The organism is Pseudomonas sp. RSB 5.4 (assembly GCF_037126175.1).
GTDB lineage: Bacteria > Pseudomonadota > Gammaproteobacteria > Pseudomonadales > Pseudomonadaceae > Aquipseudomonas > Aquipseudomonas fluorescens_H.
In genome coordinates this window covers 1,152,480-1,173,379 of the sequence record NZ_CP146986.1, presented here as the reverse complement: position 1 = coordinate 1,173,379, position 20,900 = coordinate 1,152,480, and the positions used below count along the sequence as shown (strand labels likewise).

35 protein-coding genes and 2 pseudogenes are annotated in these 20,900 nt (G+C 58.9%); 23 read left to right on the top strand and 14 right to left on the bottom strand.

Annotated features, from left to right (window positions below):
- Nucleotides 1–183: 183 nt before the first annotated feature.
- From V9L13_RS05130 to V9L13_RS05085, 10 genes and pseudogenes are all read right to left on the bottom strand, one after another.
- On the bottom strand, nt 184–765 hold the full coding sequence (locus tag V9L13_RS05130; protein WP_338801720.1) for a hypothetical protein: 582 nt from the start codon (nt 763–765) through the stop codon (nt 184–186).
- Complete coding sequence (locus V9L13_RS05125; RefSeq protein ID WP_338801719.1) at nt 762–1,376, bottom strand: recombination protein NinG; 615 nt, start codon at nt 1,374–1,376, stop codon at nt 762–764. The genes V9L13_RS05130 and V9L13_RS05125 overlap by 4 nt, the downstream gene beginning before the upstream one ends.
- Nucleotides 1,376–1,777 carry a recombination protein NinB gene (locus tag V9L13_RS05120; protein WP_338801718.1) on the bottom strand — a complete coding sequence of 134 codons (402 nt, stop codon included), beginning with the start codon at nt 1,775–1,777 and terminating at the stop codon, nt 1,376–1,378. Before V9L13_RS05120 ends, V9L13_RS05125 begins: the two co-directional genes overlap by 1 nt.
- Before the next feature lie 160 nt (nt 1,778–1,937).
- Nucleotides 1,938–2,333, bottom strand: coding sequence for a hypothetical protein (locus V9L13_RS05115; RefSeq protein ID WP_338801717.1), 396 nt, complete (start codon nt 2,331–2,333; stop codon nt 1,938–1,940).
- Entirely contained in the window at nt 2,330–3,127 is a 798-nt protein-coding gene (locus tag V9L13_RS05110) for a hypothetical protein (RefSeq protein WP_338801716.1), read from the bottom strand. Before V9L13_RS05110 ends, V9L13_RS05115 begins: the two co-directional genes overlap by 4 nt.
- Nucleotides 3,114–4,040 (bottom strand): helix-turn-helix domain-containing protein, encoded by a 927-nt coding sequence (locus V9L13_RS05105; protein WP_338801715.1) that lies wholly within the window; start codon nt 4,038–4,040, stop codon nt 3,114–3,116. Before V9L13_RS05105 ends, V9L13_RS05110 begins: the two co-directional genes overlap by 14 nt.
- Nucleotides 4,037–4,324, bottom strand: a complete 288-nt coding sequence (locus V9L13_RS05100; RefSeq protein ID WP_338802826.1) for an HNH endonuclease — start codon at nt 4,322–4,324, stop codon at nt 4,037–4,039. Before V9L13_RS05100 ends, V9L13_RS05105 begins: the two co-directional genes overlap by 4 nt.
- 9 nt (nt 4,325–4,333) lie before the next feature.
- A pseudogene (locus V9L13_RS05095) lies at nt 4,334–4,636 on the bottom strand (phage replication protein); the annotation flags it as partial.
- 179 nt (nt 4,637–4,815) lie between these two features.
- Nucleotides 4,816–5,238 carry a phage regulatory CII family protein gene (locus tag V9L13_RS05090; RefSeq protein WP_135295635.1) on the bottom strand — a complete coding sequence of 141 codons (423 nt, stop codon included), beginning with the start codon at nt 5,236–5,238 and terminating at the stop codon, nt 4,816–4,818.
- An 81-nt stretch (nt 5,239–5,319) separates the two neighbouring features.
- Nucleotides 5,320–5,523, bottom strand: a complete 204-nt coding sequence (locus V9L13_RS05085) for a Cro/CI family transcriptional regulator (RefSeq protein WP_025110113.1) — start codon at nt 5,521–5,523, stop codon at nt 5,320–5,322.
- 116 nt (nt 5,524–5,639) lie between these two features.
- On the opposite strand from V9L13_RS05085, the gene V9L13_RS05080 reads away from it, so the two are divergent.
- From V9L13_RS05080 to V9L13_RS05015, 14 genes and pseudogenes are all read left to right on the top strand, one after another.
- Nucleotides 5,640–6,428: a LexA family transcriptional regulator gene (locus tag V9L13_RS05080; protein ID WP_135296921.1), complete on the top strand. Its 789-nt coding sequence runs from the start codon at nt 5,640–5,642 to the stop codon at nt 6,426–6,428.
- Nucleotides 6,429–6,614: 186 nt separating this feature from the next.
- Nucleotides 6,615–6,896 (top strand): hypothetical protein, encoded by a 282-nt coding sequence (locus V9L13_RS05075; protein ID WP_135295634.1) that lies wholly within the window; start codon nt 6,615–6,617, stop codon nt 6,894–6,896.
- Between the two features lie 17 nt (nt 6,897–6,913).
- A pseudogene (locus V9L13_RS05070) lies at nt 6,914–7,060 on the top strand (DUF2388 domain-containing protein); the annotation flags it as partial.
- Nucleotides 7,061–7,576: 516 nt separating this feature from the next.
- On the top strand, nt 7,577–7,753 hold the full coding sequence (locus V9L13_RS05065; protein WP_212809042.1) for a hypothetical protein: 177 nt from the start codon (nt 7,577–7,579) through the stop codon (nt 7,751–7,753).
- A 958-nt stretch (nt 7,754–8,711) separates the two neighbouring features.
- Entirely contained in the window at nt 8,712–9,116 is a 405-nt protein-coding gene (locus tag V9L13_RS05060) for a hypothetical protein (RefSeq protein WP_338801714.1), read from the top strand.
- Nucleotides 9,113–9,304, top strand: coding sequence for a hypothetical protein (locus V9L13_RS05055; protein WP_103302231.1), 192 nt, complete (start codon nt 9,113–9,115; stop codon nt 9,302–9,304). The genes V9L13_RS05060 and V9L13_RS05055 overlap by 4 nt, the downstream gene beginning before the upstream one ends.
- Nucleotides 9,301–9,495 (top strand): hypothetical protein, encoded by a 195-nt coding sequence (locus V9L13_RS05050; RefSeq protein ID WP_064588260.1) that lies wholly within the window; start codon nt 9,301–9,303, stop codon nt 9,493–9,495. Before V9L13_RS05055 ends, V9L13_RS05050 begins: the two co-directional genes overlap by 4 nt.
- A 124-nt stretch (nt 9,496–9,619) precedes the next feature.
- The gene (locus tag V9L13_RS05045) at nt 9,620–10,129 is read left to right on the top strand and encodes a zinc-finger-containing protein (RefSeq protein WP_338801713.1); all 510 of its coding nucleotides are present in this window, start codon (nt 9,620–9,622) and stop codon (nt 10,127–10,129) included.
- Between the two features lie 43 nt (nt 10,130–10,172).
- Nucleotides 10,173–11,330: a hypothetical protein gene (locus V9L13_RS05040; protein ID WP_338801712.1), complete on the top strand. Its 1,158-nt coding sequence runs from the start codon at nt 10,173–10,175 to the stop codon at nt 11,328–11,330.
- 7 nt (nt 11,331–11,337) lie between these two features.
- Nucleotides 11,338–12,120, top strand: a complete 783-nt coding sequence (locus V9L13_RS05035; protein WP_338801711.1) for an ERF family protein — start codon at nt 11,338–11,340, stop codon at nt 12,118–12,120.
- Nucleotides 12,104–12,721, top strand: coding sequence for a lambda exonuclease family protein (locus V9L13_RS05030; RefSeq protein ID WP_338801710.1), 618 nt, complete (start codon nt 12,104–12,106; stop codon nt 12,719–12,721). Before V9L13_RS05035 ends, V9L13_RS05030 begins: the two co-directional genes overlap by 17 nt.
- Nucleotides 12,718–12,960 carry a hypothetical protein gene (locus tag V9L13_RS05025; protein ID WP_338801709.1) on the top strand — a complete coding sequence of 81 codons (243 nt, stop codon included), beginning with the start codon at nt 12,718–12,720 and terminating at the stop codon, nt 12,958–12,960. The genes V9L13_RS05030 and V9L13_RS05025 overlap by 4 nt, the downstream gene beginning before the upstream one ends.
- Complete coding sequence (locus tag V9L13_RS05020; protein WP_338801707.1) at nt 12,957–13,421, top strand: hypothetical protein; 465 nt, start codon at nt 12,957–12,959, stop codon at nt 13,419–13,421. Before V9L13_RS05025 ends, V9L13_RS05020 begins: the two co-directional genes overlap by 4 nt.
- Before the next feature lie 81 nt (nt 13,422–13,502).
- Complete coding sequence (locus V9L13_RS05015) at nt 13,503–13,886, top strand: hypothetical protein (protein WP_338801706.1); 384 nt, start codon at nt 13,503–13,505, stop codon at nt 13,884–13,886.
- Between the two features lie 5 nt (nt 13,887–13,891).
- Here the strand turns inward: V9L13_RS05015 and V9L13_RS05010 are convergent, their stop codons facing one another.
- Entirely contained in the window at nt 13,892–14,089 is a 198-nt protein-coding gene (locus tag V9L13_RS05010; protein ID WP_247842234.1) for a hypothetical protein, read from the bottom strand.
- Between the two features lie 104 nt (nt 14,090–14,193).
- On the opposite strand from V9L13_RS05010, the gene V9L13_RS05005 reads away from it, so the two are divergent.
- On the top strand, nt 14,194–14,952 hold the full coding sequence (locus tag V9L13_RS05005; RefSeq protein ID WP_338801704.1) for a GIY-YIG nuclease family protein: 759 nt from the start codon (nt 14,194–14,196) through the stop codon (nt 14,950–14,952).
- Nucleotides 14,953–15,017: 65 nt separating this feature from the next.
- On the opposite strand, the gene V9L13_RS05000 is transcribed toward V9L13_RS05005, so the two are convergent.
- Nucleotides 15,018–15,545 carry a hypothetical protein gene (locus V9L13_RS05000; RefSeq protein WP_338801702.1) on the bottom strand — a complete coding sequence of 176 codons (528 nt, stop codon included), beginning with the start codon at nt 15,543–15,545 and terminating at the stop codon, nt 15,018–15,020.
- A 185-nt stretch (nt 15,546–15,730) separates the two neighbouring features.
- Between V9L13_RS05000 and V9L13_RS04995 the strand changes: the two genes are divergently transcribed.
- The 4 genes from V9L13_RS04995 (at nt 15,731) to V9L13_RS04980 (ending at nt 18,863) form a co-directional block, all read left to right on the top strand.
- Nucleotides 15,731–17,062, top strand: a complete 1,332-nt coding sequence (locus tag V9L13_RS04995) for a DNA cytosine methyltransferase (RefSeq protein WP_338801701.1) — start codon at nt 15,731–15,733, stop codon at nt 17,060–17,062.
- 181 nt (nt 17,063–17,243) lie between these two features.
- Entirely contained in the window at nt 17,244–17,825 is a 582-nt protein-coding gene (locus V9L13_RS04990) for a hypothetical protein (protein ID WP_338801700.1), read from the top strand.
- Nucleotides 17,822–18,409: a hypothetical protein gene (locus V9L13_RS04985; RefSeq protein ID WP_338801698.1), complete on the top strand. Its 588-nt coding sequence runs from the start codon at nt 17,822–17,824 to the stop codon at nt 18,407–18,409. The genes V9L13_RS04990 and V9L13_RS04985 overlap by 4 nt, the downstream gene beginning before the upstream one ends.
- A gap of 13 nt (nt 18,410–18,422) precedes the next feature.
- Nucleotides 18,423–18,863, top strand: a complete 441-nt coding sequence (locus tag V9L13_RS04980) for a hypothetical protein (RefSeq protein WP_338801696.1) — start codon at nt 18,423–18,425, stop codon at nt 18,861–18,863.
- A 52-nt stretch (nt 18,864–18,915) separates the two neighbouring features.
- On the opposite strand, the gene V9L13_RS04975 is transcribed toward V9L13_RS04980, so the two are convergent.
- On the bottom strand, nt 18,916–19,191 hold the full coding sequence (locus V9L13_RS04975) for a hypothetical protein (protein WP_226501447.1): 276 nt from the start codon (nt 19,189–19,191) through the stop codon (nt 18,916–18,918).
- Nucleotides 19,192–19,296: 105 nt separating this feature from the next.
- Here V9L13_RS04975 and V9L13_RS04970 point away from each other — a divergent pair, with 105 nt between their 5' ends.
- Nucleotides 19,297–19,626 (top strand): hypothetical protein, encoded by a 330-nt coding sequence (locus tag V9L13_RS04970; protein WP_338801695.1) that lies wholly within the window; start codon nt 19,297–19,299, stop codon nt 19,624–19,626.
- Entirely contained in the window at nt 19,623–19,847 is a 225-nt protein-coding gene (locus tag V9L13_RS04965; RefSeq protein WP_338801694.1) for a hypothetical protein, read from the top strand. The genes V9L13_RS04970 and V9L13_RS04965 overlap by 4 nt, the downstream gene beginning before the upstream one ends.
- A 55-nt stretch (nt 19,848–19,902) precedes the next feature.
- Here the strand turns inward: V9L13_RS04965 and V9L13_RS04960 are convergent, their stop codons facing one another.
- The gene (locus V9L13_RS04960) at nt 19,903–20,043 is read right to left on the bottom strand and encodes a hypothetical protein (protein ID WP_338801693.1); all 141 of its coding nucleotides are present in this window, start codon (nt 20,041–20,043) and stop codon (nt 19,903–19,905) included.
- 72 nt (nt 20,044–20,115) lie between these two features.
- Here V9L13_RS04960 and V9L13_RS04955 point away from each other — a divergent pair, with 72 nt between their 5' ends.
- Together V9L13_RS04955 and V9L13_RS04950 are read left to right on the top strand one after the other, a co-directional pair.
- Entirely contained in the window at nt 20,116–20,613 is a 498-nt protein-coding gene (locus tag V9L13_RS04955) for a hypothetical protein (RefSeq protein WP_338801692.1), read from the top strand.
- A 44-nt stretch (nt 20,614–20,657) separates the two neighbouring features.
- Nucleotides 20,658–20,900 (top strand): DUF4224 domain-containing protein, encoded by a 243-nt coding sequence (locus V9L13_RS04950; protein WP_097090000.1) that lies wholly within the window; start codon nt 20,658–20,660, stop codon nt 20,898–20,900.

Below are 20,900 nucleotides of genomic sequence, written 5' to 3'. Positions count from 1 at the left end.
TTACAGCACCCTTTGGAGTCGCCCTCTCTTTTTTCACCGCGCATAAAAAAGCCCCGAACTTGTCGGGGCTTTTTGCTATCTGGCGGGCATAAAAAAGCCGGTTTCAGAACCGGCTTTCTCAAGTAAGTTGCCGAAGGCAAAATACTAACTATGGAGAAATCATGCCCTCAGCCGTGCGGGAAGTCAAGCGGCCTCTTTCATTTTATAAATCACCCCGCCAATTGGACTCAATGCGCGCGCGTCGATGTCGTAACAGGCATCGAAGCAAAGCTGCACGAATGGCTCCCAATCACGGCCCCAAGCTGCGGATGGCAGCTCGACGTCGTACTCCCCTTTCATCCAGGCTCTGAACAACTCAGGCTTTATCAGCGGATCTGCGTTGGCCGATTGTCCGCCTTGGTGCATGTAGCGGTAACGACGAAAAACGCCTTTGGCAACGTATTCGGCCCGCTCCCGCTTGCTGGCGGTCATGCGTGCTGCCCGCGAACAGGCGAGATTGAAAACCGCAGCTTCGGCCTCCTCCCGATCGTCACCTGTCGGCTCAGCCGCATACATTGCGTTGCCGAATGCCCGGAGTTGAAAGTGAAGCCGGGCAATGGCCGACTGAATATGACCGGCAAGCGTTGCGTGCATCGCAGGATACGCTGTCGGACCTCGCTCAGTGCTCTGAACTACTACCCCCAGTTCCGCAGCGTCGGAAGTCTGGCCCGGGGCCGGGTTGTAGTTGCAGTCGTGCCATGCCTGGCGCGCTGAATTGATTTTCATGCTGCGTGCCCCTTCTTCAGTTCTCTGTTCTTTGCCCGATATTCGGCCTTGATGGTTTTGATTTCTTTCACGGTGTACTTGCGGGGCTGATGAGGCCCTTCGATCCAGGCCACCATGTCGGCGCCGATGCGCTGCACCAACCGGATTCGGTACTCGACCGCGTTGCCGGACAGGTTGCGGTTGCACTTCACGCACTGGCGGTGGATGTTCAGGGGTTCGAAGCGCAGTTCCGGACAGGCGCCGACGGATCGGTAATGGCCGGCGTCCCAGCGGCTGCCGGTGATCAGGTCGTTGTCGTTCGGCATTGAGTCGCAGCTGATGCACGGCAGGTGCGCATCGCGGAGGCGGACGTACTCGTTCACCGCGGCTTGGGCTTCGCGCAAGTGGTCCGCCCTGCTCTTCAGTTCCTCTTTGCGGACTTTGATCTCGCGGCGATCACGCTGGTCGATGGCCTTCTTCGCCTTCTGCTCATTCCGGGGCGCGTCCTTCAGCGCGCAGGCTGGGCTGCAAACTGCCTGACCCAAACGCTGAGGGACGAATGAGGCCCCACAGGAGGCAACACGGCATTTCTTCGGCTTGGGCGCCTTCTTTTCCTTGATGGCAGTCCGCATCAGTAGCGCCCTCCCCACTTGTCTTGCTCAGTCCAGCGCACGCCATACTCGGCGCCGAAGGCATGCATCAGCTCGAACAGATCGCTGAACCACTTCTGCGACTGCTTGCGGGTCGATACAGACATCACGACGAAGCCACCGTCGAGCCCGGGCTCAGCACGCTGCTTTTCCAGCGAGGCGCTGAAAAGGCACTTCCAGTCCTCACTGGTCAGCTTCTTGCCGTGCCAGATGACCTGCTCGGATACGTCCTTGAGCATTGCCCACATCTTGCGGTTGCAGACGTCCGGGCGTTTCTCGTCGCGGATCACCACTACCTTTGGCTTGCTCAGGTCGATGGCGTGCAGCACGCCGGCAAGGCGATTGATGTCTCGCTGGTCTCGGATCGTGTATTCGGGGTTCATGGCCGCCCATCCTTTCCGCTACCGCGAAAGCACAGATCTAGGCCGAATCCGAACATGCCGATGCCCACGAAAAGACCAAGCCATGGGCTAACTAGCGCAAATGCGAATCCGGCAAGCAGCGCTGGCACAGCGGCAAAAAATAGTCCTGCAAAGAAATTGTTCATGGCTGCACCGCCTTGGCCATGGCAGCGTCGACAAGCGCGTCGAGATCTTCGCCGATCATCCCGGCAGCGTGCGGACCGATCCATTCGACGACCTCGATGTAGCCGCTGTGACCGTGCTGAAGCCAGCGGTAGCGCTCGGCGTCCTGAATCAGAGCCTCGTTCTGCTCCTGGAGCTGCCCGGCGCCCCGCTGCAAAGCCTCAACCTGCCCGCGCAGCGCAGCGTTCTCCGCATTGACGTGGCTGAACTGCGTGGCGATGTGTTCTTCCAGCGACACCTGATCACGTTGCCAGTCGATCTCGTCGTGGTAGTAACCGAAGCGCTCGCAAAGGCTGCGGTGGAAGTTTTTGAAGCCGGCCTCAGCCTGCTTTTTCTGTTCAGTGGTATCGGTCATTGAGCCGCGCTCCCTGCTTTCAATTGTTCGGCCTGCCGAATCAGCAGCGCCCGGCGATCGGCCAGCTTGTTGGCTGCCAAAATTCGCAGTTCTGTTTTTTCCTCGTCCGAGGCTTTGCGCATGGCCAGCATCGAGTCCTTCACCGCGGCGAGCTTCTCGCGCAGTTTTGGGGAAGGCCGCGCGACCTCACCGGTGAGCAGCGCAACCACGGCCCGGCCGTCTTCAGTTACCGGCGCAACACTCAAGTCGGCCAGGTACTGCTGAGCGCGCTCCTGTGGGATTCGCTGCATTTGCAAGGCCTTGGTGATTGCCTGCGTGCGGCGATTGGCGTCGAAGCCGACAGACACATGCCAGTTCACCTCCTTGCTGTCCTCCCGAGCCTGCCCCACCAGACGCTCGTAAGCGCTGTTGAACGCCATGCGCGCACCAACCTTGTCGCCGGCATCGAGGACAGGTTTTGCAGCAGCCAGTGCGAGCTGGATTTCGTCGGTCAGCACCACGGTTTCAGATTCATCATTGGTGGTCATGGCGATCGCCCAAGCTTCGTCCTTGCCCGGGCGCCCGTCGGCGGCCTGCACTCGCTGGAGGATGTCAGCCATGGCGAGCTTTCCCTTCACCTCGAAGCGACAAGCCTTCAGCGCGGCTTTCACGGCGGGCACCGAGTAAGCGCAAAGATCTTCAGCCATGATCGCCGCAGTGCCTGGGTTCATTTCCTGCCCCATGGCCTCGGCGGTGGCGCAGATCGCGGCGGCGAGGCCAGCAACCTGCTGGTCGTTCATTTCAAAGGTACTCATTGCGCTCCCCTGCTTGGCGCTTGGCCAAGACCATTTGTGCAGCCTGCTCGGCGGCGGAGACGTTCGCCTCGGTGCGTTCCATCTGGCGCGCGGTTGTCCCGTTGATGCGCTGACCGGTCACCCACTGGGTGTGGTAGCTCTCGGCATTTGCCAGCAGTTCGTTGAGGCTGTGGCACTTGCGCAGGACTGCGGCATCGCTGGTTTTCAGGTAGTGCGCGGCGACGTGATGAGCGACATCGGTGCCGAGCCGGTCGACCAGTTGGCCGAGCTGGCCACCAACCTTGGCGTTCCACACAGGCCAGGTGCTGTAGCGCTTGCGGTAGGCCATGGCGTAGTTCGCCCAGACCTTGAAGGTTTTGCAGGACTGGTCTTTCGGGCCCGGCATGTCCGCGGGAATTTCAACCCGGGGCGCATCGGTGCGATCAACCACCAGAACCAGATTGCGGGACTGAACCGGCACGACCTCGGCGGAAGCCGGGGGTGCAATTGGTTCAATGACCGGTTCATTGACTGGTTCAGAAGAGTGACTGGTTCTGGGTGCAGCTCCTGCACTACCCCCTAGTGCAGGAGATTCACTAGGGGGTGAACCTGCTGCACCACCCTGGTGAATCTGCTGCACTACCCCTGGTGCAGGAGGTGCACCACCATCAAGGGTCAGGAAGTAAACGTTCGACGAGTTGCCCTTCGGCCCACCCTTCCTAATTTCCTTGCGCAGCAGCCCTGACTCACACAGCGCGGTGATGTGGTTCATAACCGAACGCTTGCTGATCTCGCACTGATCGGCGATGTGTTGGTAGGACGGCCAGCACTCCCCCATATCGCTGGCATTGTCTGCCAGCTTGATGAGAACCAGCTTACGCAGTGGGTTACCAACGCGAAGCTTCATAGCGGCGACCATAAGGCCCATGCTCATGCGGCACCTCCGGTGATACCGCGAAAATCGATGGTCTGAACACCCTTCCAGCTATTGCAGGACATGCACAGTGTTTGAAGATTTTCCATGGATGCTTCGCCACCCTGGCTCTCTGGAATGACATGGTCAACTCTCAAGCGGAGTCGCACCGAACAGCCACAGCGCAGGCAGACATGCCCATCCCGAGCAAAAACGAGAGTTCGCAATTTTGAAGGGATGGGCTTTTTCTTTGTTCGGCGACGAGGTGGCTGGATAGCCGGCTGATAAGCGCTGACGTGCCCCATGCGATTCGGGTTCCACTCGATCGCCTTCTCGGTCAGGCGGAACAGCGTGATGTTCGAGGTGCTGGAAAGCTCAATCAAATCCGCCTCTTCCAGGGCCTTCAGCATGCGATAAGCAGTGTCTGGCTTGTCAGTGAGCAGCGGCAGCTCCTCGATGATCTTGGCCATGCTCAGCGCGAAGAAGATCCCGTCGTCAGTCTTGATTGGCTTTGTCCAGCTCGGGCAGCCGTAGACGAAAGCGAACAGCAGGGCCTGCTGAGAATTCAGCCCCCACTCCAACGCCTTCACCTGATTGATCGTGACGGTGAACTGCATGTCAGATGTTCCTGACGTGAGCGGAAAAGACAAAAGCTCGCGACACGTTTTGAGAAATTTGAAAACGTGTCGCGACACTGTTGAAGGTATTGCTTGAAATGGGATGGCTCTGCATAATCGGGCCTCTCTGGTTTTGCGAATCAGCCGACCTTCTCCGTCGGCTTTTTTGTGCCCGGAATTCAGGCGGCCTTCACCGAGGCATCCATCACGTCTAGGCTCTGCCGAACGTGGTTGATCTCTTGGCGGATTAAGCTCTTCTCGAAAGAACTGACGTGGTTGTCATCCAGCGCCTGGTGCACCGCGATGGTCAGATCGGCTACCTCTTTGCCGACGTTGATCAGTGATTTGGTCAACGCTTGCGGCTCCGGCGCAGCTTTCGCAATGAGGTCAAAACCAAATTCACTCGCCAGTGCTGCCAGAGGGCGCATGTCGCCGGTGTGCAACAGAATCCCGAACAAATGCTCCACGGTCAGGTGGTGTGCATCGTTGTCCGGGTTGGCGCGCTGAAGCAGGCCAACGTGAGGAACGCCCATCTTTGCAGCAAGGGTCTTGGCTTCGTTGTCGAGGACAGCGCTCTGGCAGGCCCGCAGAAAATCTTCCATTCGTAAAACCTCAAATTTGTTTCCGTGGCGCCCTGCCAGTGCGTGGGCGATCATTTGCTCGGGCAGTAAGCAATGACTGCCTCAGGCAGCTGTTCGCTTTGGGCGCGCCGGGATCGGACGAATCTCATTCGCCTCAATACGGCCGTCGTCATAAAGGGTGATTTCAATGCTTCTGCCGGCTCGAACCATTTGCGAGATCGCGCTCTGGTTCACGCCGAGAGCAGCAGCAAGCGCGGCTTGAGTGCCGTGCTCTTCTAGGTATTTGCTCAAAGGGATCTTTTTCATGGAATTTCCACGGCTTGATATTTGCCATGGATAGTAGCAGCGCTGCTTTTTATCAGCAACAAAATACTAGCAGTGCTGTTTGCTTGGATATCAGCTCTGCTAATACTCTTATTCGTATGAAAATACGTCGCCCCCTCACCCCCGAAGAAGTCGCCGAGAGCGCCAGGCTCAAAGCTATCTACGAACAGCGGAAATCAGCTGCTAAAGCGGCCGGGCGCAGCCTGACGCAGGCGGACGTTGCCGAAGCATGCGGATGGTCCGGGCAAAGCGCATTCAGCCAATACGCCACCGGGAAGGTGCCACTAAATGTTGAAGCGCTGCTGAAGCTCGCAAAGGCGCTCAACTTCGATGCAAGCGAGGTCAGCTCTCGACTGGTATCCACTGTTGCCAGCGTGCAGCAGGAGCGCATACAGCCAAGCGTAAAATTAGGGAGCATCGAGACCTGGGACGACGACACCCCTCTCGATGACGACGAGGTCTACGTCCCCTTCCTTCACGAAGTCGAACTGGCGGCCGGCTCTGGCAGATTTGCCATCGAGGAAAACGCCAACTCGCGTCTGCGCTTCAACAAGAAGGATCTGCGCCACAACGGCGTTCAGTTCAGCAATGCGAAATGCGTGAAAGTAGGCGGCAACAGTATGGTGCCCGTGCTGCGCGACGGCGCCACTGTAGGCGTGAACGTGGGGAAAAACTCACTGAGTGACATCGTCGACGGCGAGATGTACGCCATCAACCACAACGGGCAGCTTCGAGTGAAGCAGGTCTATCGGATCCCGATCGGAATTCGCCTACGCAGCTTCAACCGTGATGAACATCCTGACGAGGACTACACGTTCCAGCAGATCCAGGAGCAGCAGATTTCGATTCTGGGGCATGTGTTCTGGTGGGCGATGTACTCACGTTAATGTGTAGGGGTATGGGATGCCCCTCAGCAAGCCCAACAAGGCTATAAGCGCGATGTGACGAATATGGCGGCCAAGGATCCAGCACGCTGATGGCTCGCCCCATCGAAAACCGCAAGTCTTCCGCGGCGCGCCTCAAGCTGGCGCTGTTTAGGGCACTAGATTCACAGAAAATGACACGGAGGTTTCATGAAAAACATCATTGCACTTCTTTCGCTATCCATATTGGCTGGATGCGCCTATCAAAAGTCTCAATATGTACTCGATGTCGAAAACGCACCGCCGCCGGCTACTGCCGAAGCAAAGTCCGCTGAGTGCGCTCACATTTACGGCGAGATCGATAGAAATAACAGTGCCATGGCCAAGAGCTATCAAGACGGTACATTCTCAATGAAAAATCAAGATGAGAAAGACGCTAGGAACGAAGCGCTGTCCATTCGATCTTTCAAAATAGGCTGCCCTCGAAGATAGCACTTGCTCGCCAGCCGGAAGGCGATGCACTCGCCTTCATTGGTTCAGACGGCGAGACCCGAGGCGCTCAATTTGAGCAAGCGGTACGACATTACCGTGCGTACTACCCTCTCCCGCATATGACAGACGGTCAATTAGCCCAGGCGATCGCCACCTCCTTTTGAGGCTTTGCCCGCCTGCTACAACACCCTTTCCAAGATACGGTTCTTCAGCCCGCCAAGCGCGGGCATTTTTACGCCCACAAATTATTTATTAGCAGTGCTATTTACTTTAAATAGCAGCACTGCTACTTTTATTCGCAAGCCAGACAACACCGGCCCAGCCGCGAAAGCCGCGCCGCTCTTTAACAGTCAGCGCAACAACCAAACAACAGACCGCATTGCCTCTACCGGCGACCGGCGATCAGACAGGCCCGAAAGCCTGCCCACGACAGGAAAAACCTGTACGGCTGATCGATGGTGAAACGCCTTAACCGTGTGAGTAACCCGGCAAGCAATGCGCCCCGCCTTCCCCGGCGGTAATTGGGTGGAATCGAGCTTCGCCCACCGGTTACCGGCGGCGCGGTGAGTGACCAGACATTCGATTCAAGCCGATGACGGCCGCCAGTAGCGGGTCACGGCGGAAAGTTTCACTGATGCACCTGGTGACGGGTGCATTGGGAAAACAACCGGAGGAAGGAAATGAACGACGAACAGATAGAACGCTTTCGCCAAATTGTTCAAGAGATTGCGACCGACGAGAGCGTCAGTTTTGATGAGGCTTTCGCGATCGCATCGAACTACTTGGCTTACTGGGTCAGTGAAATGCCAAAAGGAAGAGAGGCATCATCCAGCGGCGGATCGAGTCAGGCCTCGTAAAGAAATGCCGACCATTCCTGATCCTGTACGCGACAGAGAAAGATAGATGCTGACTGTCTTGAGGTCAGTGGGTCAGAAATGGATTTGACCCTATCTCTCAATAAGGACGTGCTTAGGGCGCTTGTTCCGAAGTACGTGCCTATCGGCATGCTGTATGTTTTCCCGTCATCAAATCTAACCGTTCTCTTCAGGCCTAGAGCCTCCATCTTTTCGTGAAGGTCGGCGTAGTCCTCGCCATCGGCCCTGAACAGCTCAACTCGAGCCATATATTCCGCCATAACTGCACTCCTTGTTTCGACTGTGGAGGTCGAAGCATATGGTTTTCCCTCGACTGTGGAAAGCGAGGAAACAGGGAGCCTGTCCCTGTAAAAACAGGTACCACGACAGCCTGTCGTTAACTGCCCGATCCTCTCTATGAGAGCGCATCGGGGTGTGATCTACAGCGGAGCAAGGCACCTGACTCGTAATCAGACCAGCCACTGAGCACCGTCGACGAAGCGCGGCGGCAGGCAAAGCCAGAGGTGACGACCTCGCGTAGATCACACCCCGATGCGGACGCCAACCCAGCAGACACTGGACGCCTGCATGCAGCAAAACCTGAGAGCGGCGAGCGCCCGCCAAGATGCCAACGGCGCGCACTGGAGGATGACCATCATGAAATAGATGACCTGATCCACCTCGCGCGGCGCGGCAAGCCTGAAGGCCGGCGCCCATCACTCATACAGGCAGCGGACAGTAGGCCGTCGATGTCACCGCGCATCGGCCGAATGAGGTAGGCCACCCCTACGCACGTCGACAATCTGATGCTGCAAACCCGGTCTGTCGCCAGTAGCGAGACCGGGACCCCCTCCCCGACCAATCCCGAATGCACTCCCCTCCGCGCCCAACGGCAAACAGCGGAGCGAACGAGTGCATCCGAGTTTTGTTGGATCAACACCCCGCCACTCTGGAGACGACCATGTCAGCTCTACGCAAGCCTATCCCGGAAGACGACTTTCTCGACACGGAGGCAGGTCAGGAATGGCTGACCGAGTCGGTCGACGATCTGCTTTATCGGCGCCACGTCGAGGCGCCCAACCCGGTAGGTCGAAGCAGGGTCCTGGTCAACGCGGACCACTTACCAGAGGCGCTGGCCGATCACATGGCCGCGAACCCTGATCCCGATCGTTACATCGAGAAGATCCTGATCGAACTGATCTGTCGCGGGGATGGCGGTGTACTGCACAAGTGGGCCATCGAAGCCGTCGGCGGTGATCCGCAGATCGTTCGAACGCTCGCCGGCGACTTGGTCGCGGTGCACGCCAACGAATACCGAGATGCCAAGCGCGAAAGCGATCGCGTAGAGCGGGAGTGCGGGTTTTGAGCCCTCACATCCTGATCGACCAAGCCCTTGATGGGGTGTCAGCGCCCGCCGGCGAGGAAGACATCAGCCTGCTGGTACAGGGGCTGATCACCCGCCTCTTCACCGATGGCGCGATCACCACCGACGAGTTCAACCACTACTGCAAACGCCTGCGTGACACCTGTCAGCGGCGCAAGGAGGACGCATGAGTACGGCACCGGTTAAATCGCTGATCGACGAGCAATTGGAGGACATCGAAAACAAGATCGCCCTGCTCGGCTTCGGCCTTCCCTTCAACGAGGTCATCGGTCGCAAGCGCGAGGATCTGGTCGCCAGTCTCCCACAGCGCTTGGCGCCGTCCATGAAGGGCAAGCGCATCGCCGTGAGAGTTCGGCCGTGACCAGTCGCCAATGGGCGCGCCGCCTGATCATCTGGCGCGGCGCGTTCTCTTCCCTTGGCGTTTTCACATTCCTGATGCTGCTCAGCGCCCTCGCCGATCGCATCACTCAATAGGAAATACCGATATGCCACTCGATCCTCGGGCGAACGCCCCCGAGCGCATTGCTGCGCCTGCTCCGCTGCCTCACGTCAGCCGACGCGCACTCAAACGCGTGAAGAATCCAATCCCCGCACCAGCGGACTGCCGGTATTGCGGGGATGACGTGCACCTGGTCTGTAACTCGGAAATTTACCGAGGTCGCAGCTACGGTGACTGGCCGTATGCCTACCTGTGTCGGGGCTGCCGAGCTTACGTCGGCCTGCATCCACAAACGGACATCCCGCTTGGCACGCTTGCCGACGATAAGTTGCGAGCCCTGCGGAACCGAAGCAAGGCAGCATTCCACGACCACATGGAGAAGGCCGGCATGAGCCGAACCGGTGCCTACCAGTGGCTGGCCGAGAAGATGGGCATCGATGTAAATGTCTGCCACTTCGGATGGTTCGATCATGCCGAATGCCTCTCGGCGGAACGAGCCGTCGAGCAGTCAGGCCCGCAAACAGCAATGGCTCAAGCATTCGCAAAAGCTCAATAACCCAAGCATTCAATCGCTGCGCTGGGCGCGGCAAGGATTCCCCATGTCCGCACAACAGCAAATGATCAAGATCGACGACATCAGCGCCGAGAACGCGCCAGCCATTTACGTTGCCGGTGGCCTTGGCCAGTTCTTCGAGGCTGTGCAGGCGGAAGTCACCGCCGAAGTGCCAGATCTGACGACTCGCAAGGGTCGCGAGCGCATCGCCTCCTTGGCCGCCAAGGTCAGCAAGTCGAAGACCGCCGTCGAAAAGCCCGGTCGAGACTACCTGAAGCGCCTGAAGGAAATGCCGAAGGTGGTGGAGGCCGAGCTGCGCGACTTCGTCAACAAGATGGACGCGCTGCGCGATGCCACTCGCCAGCCGCTGACAGACTGGGAACAGAAACAGCAGGCCCGGACGGATGCGCACGTCGACGCCATCCAGCGCATCAAGGACCTGGCCATCTTCGACGAGGCTCCAGCATCCGGTCACCTCGCCAGTGTCATTGCCGATCTCGAACTGCTTGAAATCGGAGACAGCTGGGAAGAGTTCTTGGCAGAAGCTGCCCAGGTGAAAGATCAGACGCTGATCAAACTGCGCGGACTGCACGCCGAGCGAGCGCGGTACGAAGCCGAGCAGGCCGAACTGATCCGATTGCGCGCCGAAGCCGAAGCACAGGCTCAGCGCGATCGGGATGCACAGATCGCCCGGGAAGCTGAGGAGCGTGCCCGCCGTGAAGCTGAGCAGCGCGCCCAGGCCGAACGAGACGCTGCAGCTCGCCGCGAGCAGGAGCTGATTGATCAGGCCGCCGCCGTGCAACGCGCTGCCGAACAGGCTGCCCGCGATGCAGAGGCACAGGCCGAGCGTCAGCGCCTCCAGCTTGAGCGGCAGGCCGAGCAGGCTCGACTGGCTGCAGAGCAGGCGGAATCGAATCGCATCGCCGCCGAGCAACGCGCTGAGCAGGAGCGCCAAGCCGCAGTGAAGCGTGCCGAGCAAGCTGCAGAGCAAACCCGGATCGAAGAGCGCCGCCGCGCTGATGCTGCCGCAGCTGAAATCGTCCGCCAGCAAGAAGCCAGGGAGCGCGACGAATCGCACCGCCGAGCAATCAATCGTGCTGCCTTGGAAGCCTTCATCGCCGGCGGCATGCCTGAGGAGTGCGCAAAGCAGGCAATCACCCTGATCGCCCAGCGCAAGATCCCCGCCATTTCAATCAGCTACTGAGGTCGCCATGAGCAATCTTGCAGTGACAGAAAAGGTCGAGCGTGTCCCGACCGTCCAAAACGAGTCGGCAACAATAATGTCGATAATCCAGCAGGTGGCGATGTCTCCGGATGCTGACATCGACAAGATGGAGCGGCTGATGGCGATGCACGAACGCTTCCAGGCGCAGCAGGCCAAGCAGCATTACGACGAAGCGCTGGCCCGCATGCAGGAAGAACTGCCGGTGATCGGCGAGCGCGGCGGTATCAAGGACAAAAACGGCCGTATCCAGAGCACCTACGCGCTCTGGGAAGACATCAACGAGGTGATCAAGCCGGTGCTGGCCCGACACGGCTTCGCGATCACCTTCCGCACGCCGCGCAATGAGCGCGGGATCGAAGTGGAAGGTGTGTTGAGCCATCGCGGTGGCCACCGGGAAACCACTTCCTTGCTGCTGCCCGCCGACACCAGCGGCAGCAAGAACGGTGTCCAGGCGGTGGCTTCCAGCGTGAGCTACGGCAAGCGTTACACCGCCGGCGCCCTGCTCAACTTCACCACCACCGGCGAGGACGACGACGGCAATGGCGGCGGTGCAGCGGTTACCTCGCGCATCACGTCCGCCCAGGCTGCCCAACTGGCCATGCTGCTGGACAAGTGCAGCGAGAAAGCCAAGAAGGCGTTCGCGGGCATCCACGGCACGCCGTCGGCAGTCGAGAAATGCATGTTCGATCAGGTGCTGGCCATGCTCACCAAGTCGGCAAACCAGAACGCGAAGAAACCTGAAGGGGAAGGCAATGAAGATCATCAGTGACGTTGAGCAAGGTACCCAGGCGTGGCTGGACCTGCGCCTGGGCATCATCACCTGCAGCGAACTGGACAGCCTGCTGGTGAACGGCAAGGGGGAAGCGGGATTCGGCGCTGGCGCCTTCACCTACATGAATACCCTCATCGGTGAGCGCATCACCGGCGAAGCGGCTGATCCTTTCCAGGGCAACCGTCACACCGAGCGCGGCCATGAGTACGAGGGTATCGCCCGTGGCCTGTACGAAAGCCGCGAGGATGTGAAAGCCCACCAGGTGGGTATCATCCTGAACCACGGCATCGGCTACTCGCCCGACTCGCTCATCGGCGACAAGGGCCTCACTGAGATCAAGACCAAGCTGCCGAAGCTGCAGGTCGAGGTAATCCTCGCCGATGAGATCCCAAAAGAGCACATCGCCCAATGCCAGGGAGGATTGTGGGTCTCAGAACGCGAGTGGATCGACTTTGTTTGCTACTGGCCGGGAATGCCGCTTTTCATCAAGCGCGCCTACCGCGACGAAGCGATGATCCGCAAGCTCTCGGAGCGGGTGAAAACCTTCTACGAGATCCTTGAGGACCGTATGAACCAAGTGCTGGGGATCGCAGCATGATCAGCAACCACCTCAACTTGGTCGAGCAGCAGCGACAAAGCGCCGAGGCGATATCGGCGCAGGTCGCCCAGTACCTGGCAGCTGGGGGTCAGATCGACAAGCTGAAGAGCCCGCCGCGCAATCCGCTGCCACCGCCCCGCTCGAACAAAATAGACCCTGAAACGGTCCTCAAGCGCCGGCCGAAGCCGATATCGGCCGCTGATCGCAAGGCGCTGCGCAAGATGGCGGACGCACTATGAAATCGAAACGCAAACCCAACAACGGTTTCGCCCGGGCCGAACGCAGTTGCCGGGCGCTGCTGCGCACCAACCACGTCGCGGTGGTGAACATTGATCCCAGCGGCAGCCAGATCATGGCGAACTGGAAGAGTTGCCGGCAGATCCGCAGTCTGGCGATCGCCAATGCGATCTTCGACTTCTCCTACCGCTGGACGATCTACATCGGCGCCATGTGTCGCGACGAGCGTGGCGCCGAGTACATCAAGTCGGTGGAGATCTCGCCCGAGGGCATCTACAAGGTCGAGCGCCTGACCGATGCCATCGAGCATTACTACCTGGAGCTGCGCAACAGCGCGAACCCTAACCATCTGGTGGCCTCGGGCTGGATCGCCATCCCCGACGAGGTTTCGATGGATGAAGCCCAAGCCGGGAAGCTGTTCTACGCCGCCGGCGCCTGGCATCAGGTGAAGGTCGCAGCGTGAGACGAACCATCAACCGGGCGGCCACGCGCCGCCGACAGACCTGGCTGGACTTGCCGGCCAGCGGAATTGAAGAGGTAGGCCATGGCCGAAGAACAGGAACTTGCGCCGGAAGAACCGCAGCCGACGGCGGAAGCCATCAAGCAGCGCAAGAAGCGCGAGAAGGCAGCAGCGAAGGACGCTGCATTGGGCGTCGAGAAGTTTACGGTTGAAGTCGCCGGCGTGTTCAAGCCTGACCTCAAGCGAGTCATGGCCGCCCACGGCTTCAACAACCAGCAGGAGGTGTATCAGAACCTGCTGCGGAACCTGATCGCGGCCGACTTCGAAACCCAGGCCAAGATGCTTAAGTGTGTCACGACACCTTTTGTTGTATCTGAAAAGGTGTCGCGAATTATTCAGGCTGCCGGCTTGAAGTCGCTCGTTGATGATCCGCCAGAGCCTGACGACGAAATCGTCAAGCCTAGGTAGATCTACTACTTCAACTGCAGCTTCAGGTGAGCCAAATAGTTAGCTGCATCGGTTTTTTGCTTTGTGCCTGGCGGGCCATCACTACCCATCAACGCGGCCTGGGCTTTTTCAAAAACCTTGCTCGATACCAGATTCATTTCTGGTGTGTTCAACAAAGCCATCAGTAGCTGTTCTACCGCGTCGAGCTGATTTTGGTTTGCCATCTGTCTCTCCCTTATCCGGCTCCATGCCGGTCACCTGTAATACCCCAACCAAAACCAAATTGCCACCACCGTTCACGGAGGGCGGCGCATGCATGGAGAAAGCCATGACCAAGTTTTACTACCAGATCAAAGGCCGCCAGCCTGCCGGCCCTAGTCGCGTAGCCGAATGGGCTTGGCCGCCGGTGTTCAGCGGTATGGTCGAGGCTGAAACCCGCAAGGAAGCGAAGGCCCAGGTCGAAGAGCTGTACGACCGCCAGTTCCCAATGCGGGTGCTGCGCTCTGACACGACCGAGCACGCCTATCTCCTACACATCCAAGAGCTGCGCGAGCACGATAGCTACCTTCTGCGCCGCTTCAAAGACACGGCCTGCAAGGAATGCGGCACAGTGTTCAAGCTGATCGACAAGTACAACGACCCGAATACCGAAACGACCAGCCACGACTACTGCACCGATGCCTGCCTGAAGGCTGCTCGCTTCCGCGACGTGCAGGAATTCCGTCTGGCGAACGAGGGCAAGCTGCCCGCGGTGATCTACCAGGTGCGGCAGAAGTCCACCGGGAAGGCATACGTCGGCCAGACCACCCAGCCGTTCACGTTGCGCTGGTGGCAGCATCTCACCAATCCCACGGGCTGCAAGTTCCACTCGGCGCTGACCAGCAGCGACATCACTGATTGGGACTTCTCGGTCCTCGAAGTGATCACCTATCCCGAGGACTGCACCAGCCGGGCTGTCTACATCACCCAGCGCGAGAGCCACTGGATCGAGGCGCTATCGGCGGTAGACGCAGGGTTCAACACCATCCGTCCTGCCGGTATTGCCGATCAAATCCAAGTGCCGCTGCCACTCGAAGAACGGGCATGACTCTCCGGCTCTGCCCGCCAGCGCCTTCCCCTAATCAACGATAACGCCATTCGTGCAAGGCGATATTAAATGTCTTTAAGCTGTTTTGAATTAATCTCGGCCACTAGAGGCGCGAACAGGCCATCAATGTATTTCTTGACGCTAACCCTATCCTTGCCCACTTCCTTTTTAAACTTCAACCACCTGAGCTGTGAGTAATCTGACGTATACTCCATGCTCGGATCGAATCCACCCCTAGAATAAAGATATAGACAGTTCTCGATGGCTTCTGAGCATTCACCTTCGCGGCGATAAATTTCAGAAAAGCCATTTTCGAATACTCCGCCCCAAATCGCAGCACACTCTACCCCTATCGCCTCCAACTCCGAACGCGCAGCCCTCATCTTATCCAGCCATGATTGGAAGAAGGTGCTCGAAAAATTACTGTCATCGTCTGGGCTGATCCAGCGATTACTTTCAATTTCATCTATAGCATGCCCGCCAACCTCCCAGAGAATGATCAGAAGGTCGCGATACTTATAGATTGCAACTGCTGCAGATCTGGCAAGTGCGTGATCAGAAGTTCCCTTTAGCTGCCTTTTCCATGTATTCAAGCCTTCTCGCCCAAATATGTACGCCACCCAAAGAGTGCCGGCACTAATTAGTGCTCCGGCTATAGGTGTTATGACCCCCAATACATCCTTTGTCAGGGCCCAGTCAGCGTCAGTGATTGCGAAGCAAAGAGACATACCTGTCCACCCCTTCCGAAATTGCAGGACTATACCGGCTAGGAGCCATCATGCCCATCACCTACGGAAGCGTTTGCAGCGGCATCGAAGCCGCGACACAGGCCTGGCACCCGCTGGGCATGCGCGCCGCCTGGTTCGCCGAAATTGAACCGTTCCCCTCGGCGGTCCTGGCCCACCACTACCCCAACGTGCCGAACCACGGCGACATGACCAAGCTGGCCGCCCTGGTGCTGGCCGGCAAGATCCCGGCACCAGAGGTGCTGGTCGGCGGCACCCCGTGCCAGGCCTTCTCGGTCGCCGGGATGCGCGAAGGCCTCACCGATCCGCGCGGCGCCCTCACCATCAAATACGTGGAGCTCGCAGATGCAGTTGACTATGTTCGAGCAGGCCAGCGAAAGCCGCCCTGCGTCATCGTCTGGGAAAACGTCCCCGGCGTCCTCAGCGACAAAGGCAACGCCTTCGGATGCTTTCTTGGCGCGCTTGCTGGGGAAGACTGCGAACTGCAGCCTTCAGGGAAGAAGTGGCCGGACGCTGGTTGTGTGTATGGACCCAAAAGAACAATCGCGTGGCGGATCCTGGACGCCCAATATTTCGGCCTGGCCCAACGACGCCGCCGTGTGTTCGTTGTCGCAAGTGCTCGAGACGGATTCGATCCCACCGAGGTACTTTTTGAGCGAGAAGGCGTGCGCCGGGATACTGCGCCGCGCCGAGGCGAGGGGCAAGACGTTACCGGATCAGCTCCTTTCGGCCCTGCGCTCCAGTGCGGATGCGGATACACCTTCGACGAGTCATTAGGGCAGTACGGCTGCCCAAACTGCGAGGGTGGCGAAGGGCCGGCGGTTGGCGTGTTCTGCGGCGTACCGGCGTTCGGCGGCCATGCTCTTGGCGGATCTGTTGCGCGGTCGGCAACGCTGACCGCGAAGGACACACGGCTCGACATGGAAAGCGAGACCTTTTTTGTGGCGCCAACAATCGCCTATCCGATCCAGAACGCCACTCGTGGCAAGGCACAGAACGGCCTCGGAATCGGCGAGACAGCCGACCCGATGTACACGCTTGATCAAGCCAGCCAGCACGCCGTCATGGTTGCTGAACTGTCGCCAACGCTCCGATCCGGGAACATGCGTAACAACAGCAACCCCATGACTGAGGCTGAAATGCTCGTCGGTGGCTCGAAGGTTCGGCGCCTGATCCCGCGAGAGTGCGAGCGCCTCCAGGGAATGACCGACGACTACACGCTGATCCCGTGGCGCGGGAAGCCCGCCAGCGAATGCCCGGACGGGCCGCGCTACAAAGCGATCGGCAACAGCAAGGCCGTGCCGTGCGTACGCTGGATCGGCCGGCGCATCCTCAAGCAGATTACACCCAGCCCGTACGGATGATCGCGTCGATCAGTCTCACCACCGCAGCGATCAGGTTTATCAGGTCAGTCAGTTTTTTCATGCGGAAGCGCTCAGGCGTTGTTGATAGCCAGATCATTCCGTCACGACTCCTCCACCGGCAATAAAACGCTTGAATTCCAACTTATCCACCGCCCGGGCATGCCCCGGCATAGGACGCCCCATGCCCACAGAAAACAAACCGGCCGAGCTGCTGAAGGTTGAGCGCTCGACTGTCACGAAGCTGGTGATCACCGGCGCGCCGAACCTTGACCCGATCACCGTGTTCCTCGAAGACATAGCACCCAAGCGCGGCAAGATCACTGTCAGCTGCTGGGGGAAGAGCTGGACGGCTTACTGGGGCGGCATGTGGGACGGCCACACCATTGCGCAGTTCTTCTGCGAGTTGAACACCAGCTACATCATCGGCTACTTCGACCAAGCCCTGAGATCACGGCAATTCAGCGGTGATGCTCTGGCGAACGAAGCGCAGCGCCTGGTGCTGAAAGAGCGCCGTCGATTCGACTACACATCGGACGAAGCCCGCGAAATGTTCGACGCGGCAGAGGATCTGCGCGACTCGCCATCGATTGATCATCTCCACGGCGCCCACAGCGAATTGATGACCAAGTTGTTCGGCGACGAATGGTGGCACATGACGAGCGATGCCACTGAGCCCAATCCCGATTACGCCTACCTCGAGCGAATCATCTTCGCGGTGCAGCAGGCGTTACGCCAAGAACAGCCGCAGCAGGAGGCAGCATGATCAATCTCTTCTGGCGGATCGTCGCCAAGCTGCTGGCCCGCCCGGCTATCGCCGACTGGCTCATCGCCCGCGCCAAGCTCACCCCGTACCAGCACATCATGTCCGCCGACGGCACCGAGATGTACATGGGCCGCTGGTGGCTGTTCAACCCGTACAGCCGGGAGACGCACATGCCTGCGCTGTGGTGGTGCCCGTGGTCGTTCCGCATTCACCACATCATGCGTCCGGACGAAGACCGGGACCTGCACGATCATCCGTGGAACGCACGGACGATCATCTTGCGCGGTTGGTACAGCGAGCAGCGACCGGCGAGCGATTGGTGGAAGAAAGCGGTCAGGTCGTCGATGGTTCCAAACCCAGACCCGAAGATCGTTGAATGGGTCATGAAAGATGCTTGCGAATGGCTTAAGCGCTCCGAAGGCGACACCGCCCGCCTCAACCACGGCGAATACCACCGCATCGACCAGGTATCACCCGGCGGCGTCATCACCCTCTTCATCACCAGCAAGTGGCGCGGTGACTGGGGATTCCTCGTAAACGGCGTGAAGGTGCCTTGGCGCACCTACACCAATTCAGACAACTGATGGATCGTGCATGATGAGCGAAATAACAAGGACAGCGATTCAGGCACCGATCGCGGTCGCCATGGCGAGTGCGATGTCTCGAAGCCAGTTCCATGCCGTGGCGCAAGACCTGTTGCGCGACTTCGACCGGGTCACCGCCGAGAATGCCGCACTGCAGCAGCGCCTGAACGCAGCGGATCAGCGGATTGATGAACTGACCAATGAGCGCGAAAGCCTGATCGCATACGGTCGCAGCAATGGCCTCGATGAGGCCTCGACCCTGTGCAGCCGCATGGCGTACGAGACCTATTACCCGGCCGGCTCACGCTTCAAACACTTCGTGCCGAAAGCGCAAGAGAAGTTGGGCAACCTGCTCATCAAAGCGGCCAACGCAATCGCCGATCTGCCGGATGGGCCATATGAGCGGCACCGGGCTCGTCAGCAGAAGAAGGCGCAAAAGTCCGCCACCGCCTGACAGGAGTACATCTGTACTCCTCGCGCAAAATTACTCCCTACCCTCTTCAAAGTCAGCCAAATATCAGGAAGCGAACATTTAGCCCGACGATAAGTAACGCAGTCCAGGGAGCGGGTGTGCGCATCACGCCGAACAGGAGAAAAATAAAAGGGTTCATCATGCCACCCACAACAAAAATGAGAGACACGCCTTTTGGCTTGCTTGGATCAAATAGCTGCCAGACTGCTAACCCCATCCAGACGGCCCAAAAGAAGTACATCGCCACGCCATCGACGCGGAAGAACGCACGCTTGAACGTCTCTCCAACCTTATCTGTCTCGTTGAGCATCTGGGCCACCGCAATAACTGACTCTCATCGATAGTAGCCGTAGCTTCAAAAACCTCTACTCCCTCCCCCTTCAAAGTCAGCCGCTATAGCGGCAAGGACGAAGTCATGCCTGAAGAAATCAAATTGATCCAGCCAGCTCCGGTCGTTCGCGATGAGGACGGCATGTTCCAGCATCCCGACCTGCCCGACTTCGATGAAGGCGACGGAGACAAGTGCAAGGCCTGGATCGTCGAGCAGGGCCTGCAGGTGAAAATGGTCGAGCTCGAATACCACAGCGACCAAACAGTCTCGGACCGTTACTTCGACGCGGGCGATTCGGATTGCAGCTACTGGGATCCGGATAAACCTGACGGCGAAGGCTGGTTCTGCCTTTCAATTCACGACACTGACAATGGTCCGGTCTGCTGGTGGGCTCGCCGCGAGGTGGCGCCATGACAGACCATTCAAAACTTAAACAACTCGCCGAGCGCTGCCGCGACGAGGTCATTCGTTCACACGGCTGGGCAGGCATGATCGAGGACGCCGGGTTGTTGCACCGTGACGAACAATTCCTCAAGGAGTGTTCGCCCGAGGCGGTGCTGGCCCTGATCGCTGAGAATGAGGCGCTACGCCAAGACCGCGACGGTCTACTCGAAGCAGGAGCGCACCTACTATGATCTTCGCCCCGCTCTACATGGCCTACCTGATCTACAGGGGGCCGTGGCGATGAAGTCAGGTTCTTTTTTTCGTAGCCAAGCCAGCAACCATCAGCACCAGTCCCGGAATCCAAAGACCCGGGGCAGTAATCGCAACGCCACAGACGGTCAGCGGCAGACCGGTTAAGAACAACGGGTTTTGAAATGCCTTTTTCATAGATCCCTTTCCTTAAGAAAACATCTCATTTAACCACAAAGCCTGCCGGTGTACGGCGGGCGAGGAATTCGTATGTCCGATCAAAAACATCACCTGCGCGAAGCCATTATCGAAGCGATCATGGATATCGCCCAGCACCTGCCGCTCGACTGCCAGATGTTCGTCATCGCCTGCCGGCCAGGCAAGGCCGACTTTGACCTGGTGCTGCCGTCGCCCGAGGCGAATTTGAATAACGCGCTCGACGCGCTACGCCGCCAAGGCCTGAGCATTGATGGTGACAACGCCTACAAGCGCGACCTGCTGGACTCTGTAGTCGGTGCATTGGCGCTCGGCGCGCAGAACAGCAATCCACCACCGGACGGCCACTGGGGTCAGCGCTTCTGGGATATCGGCCGGGAGGAGCGAGGACTGCACGAAGAGCTGGTCGCAGCGCTGAAACTCAACCGCGAAAACCTGCGAGCCTGCCAAGCGACCATCCACCTGTGCGGCGGCTTCGACCCTGCCTATGTGAACGATGCCCAGGCTGCCATGAAGGTCGCCGACGCAGTTCTGGCCAAGGCCGGCGCATAACCGATCACCACCTTCTGCCGCCACGCGCGGCATGGAGCAACACAATGGAAACTGAAATTCTCTCCGACGAGGAGCTGGCCGAGCTCACCGGCTACAAGGCCCGGGCCTACCAGCGCCGCTGGCTGATAGATCGCCAGTGGGTGTTCGTCGAAAGCCGCGGCAAGCGCCCACTGGTGGGTCGGATGTATGCCCGCATGAAGCTGGGCATGATCAGCCCTACGATTGCCGATCCGAACCCGCCGCCGGCTTCACCGGTATGGACACCTGATTATTCGCGAGTGAACTGA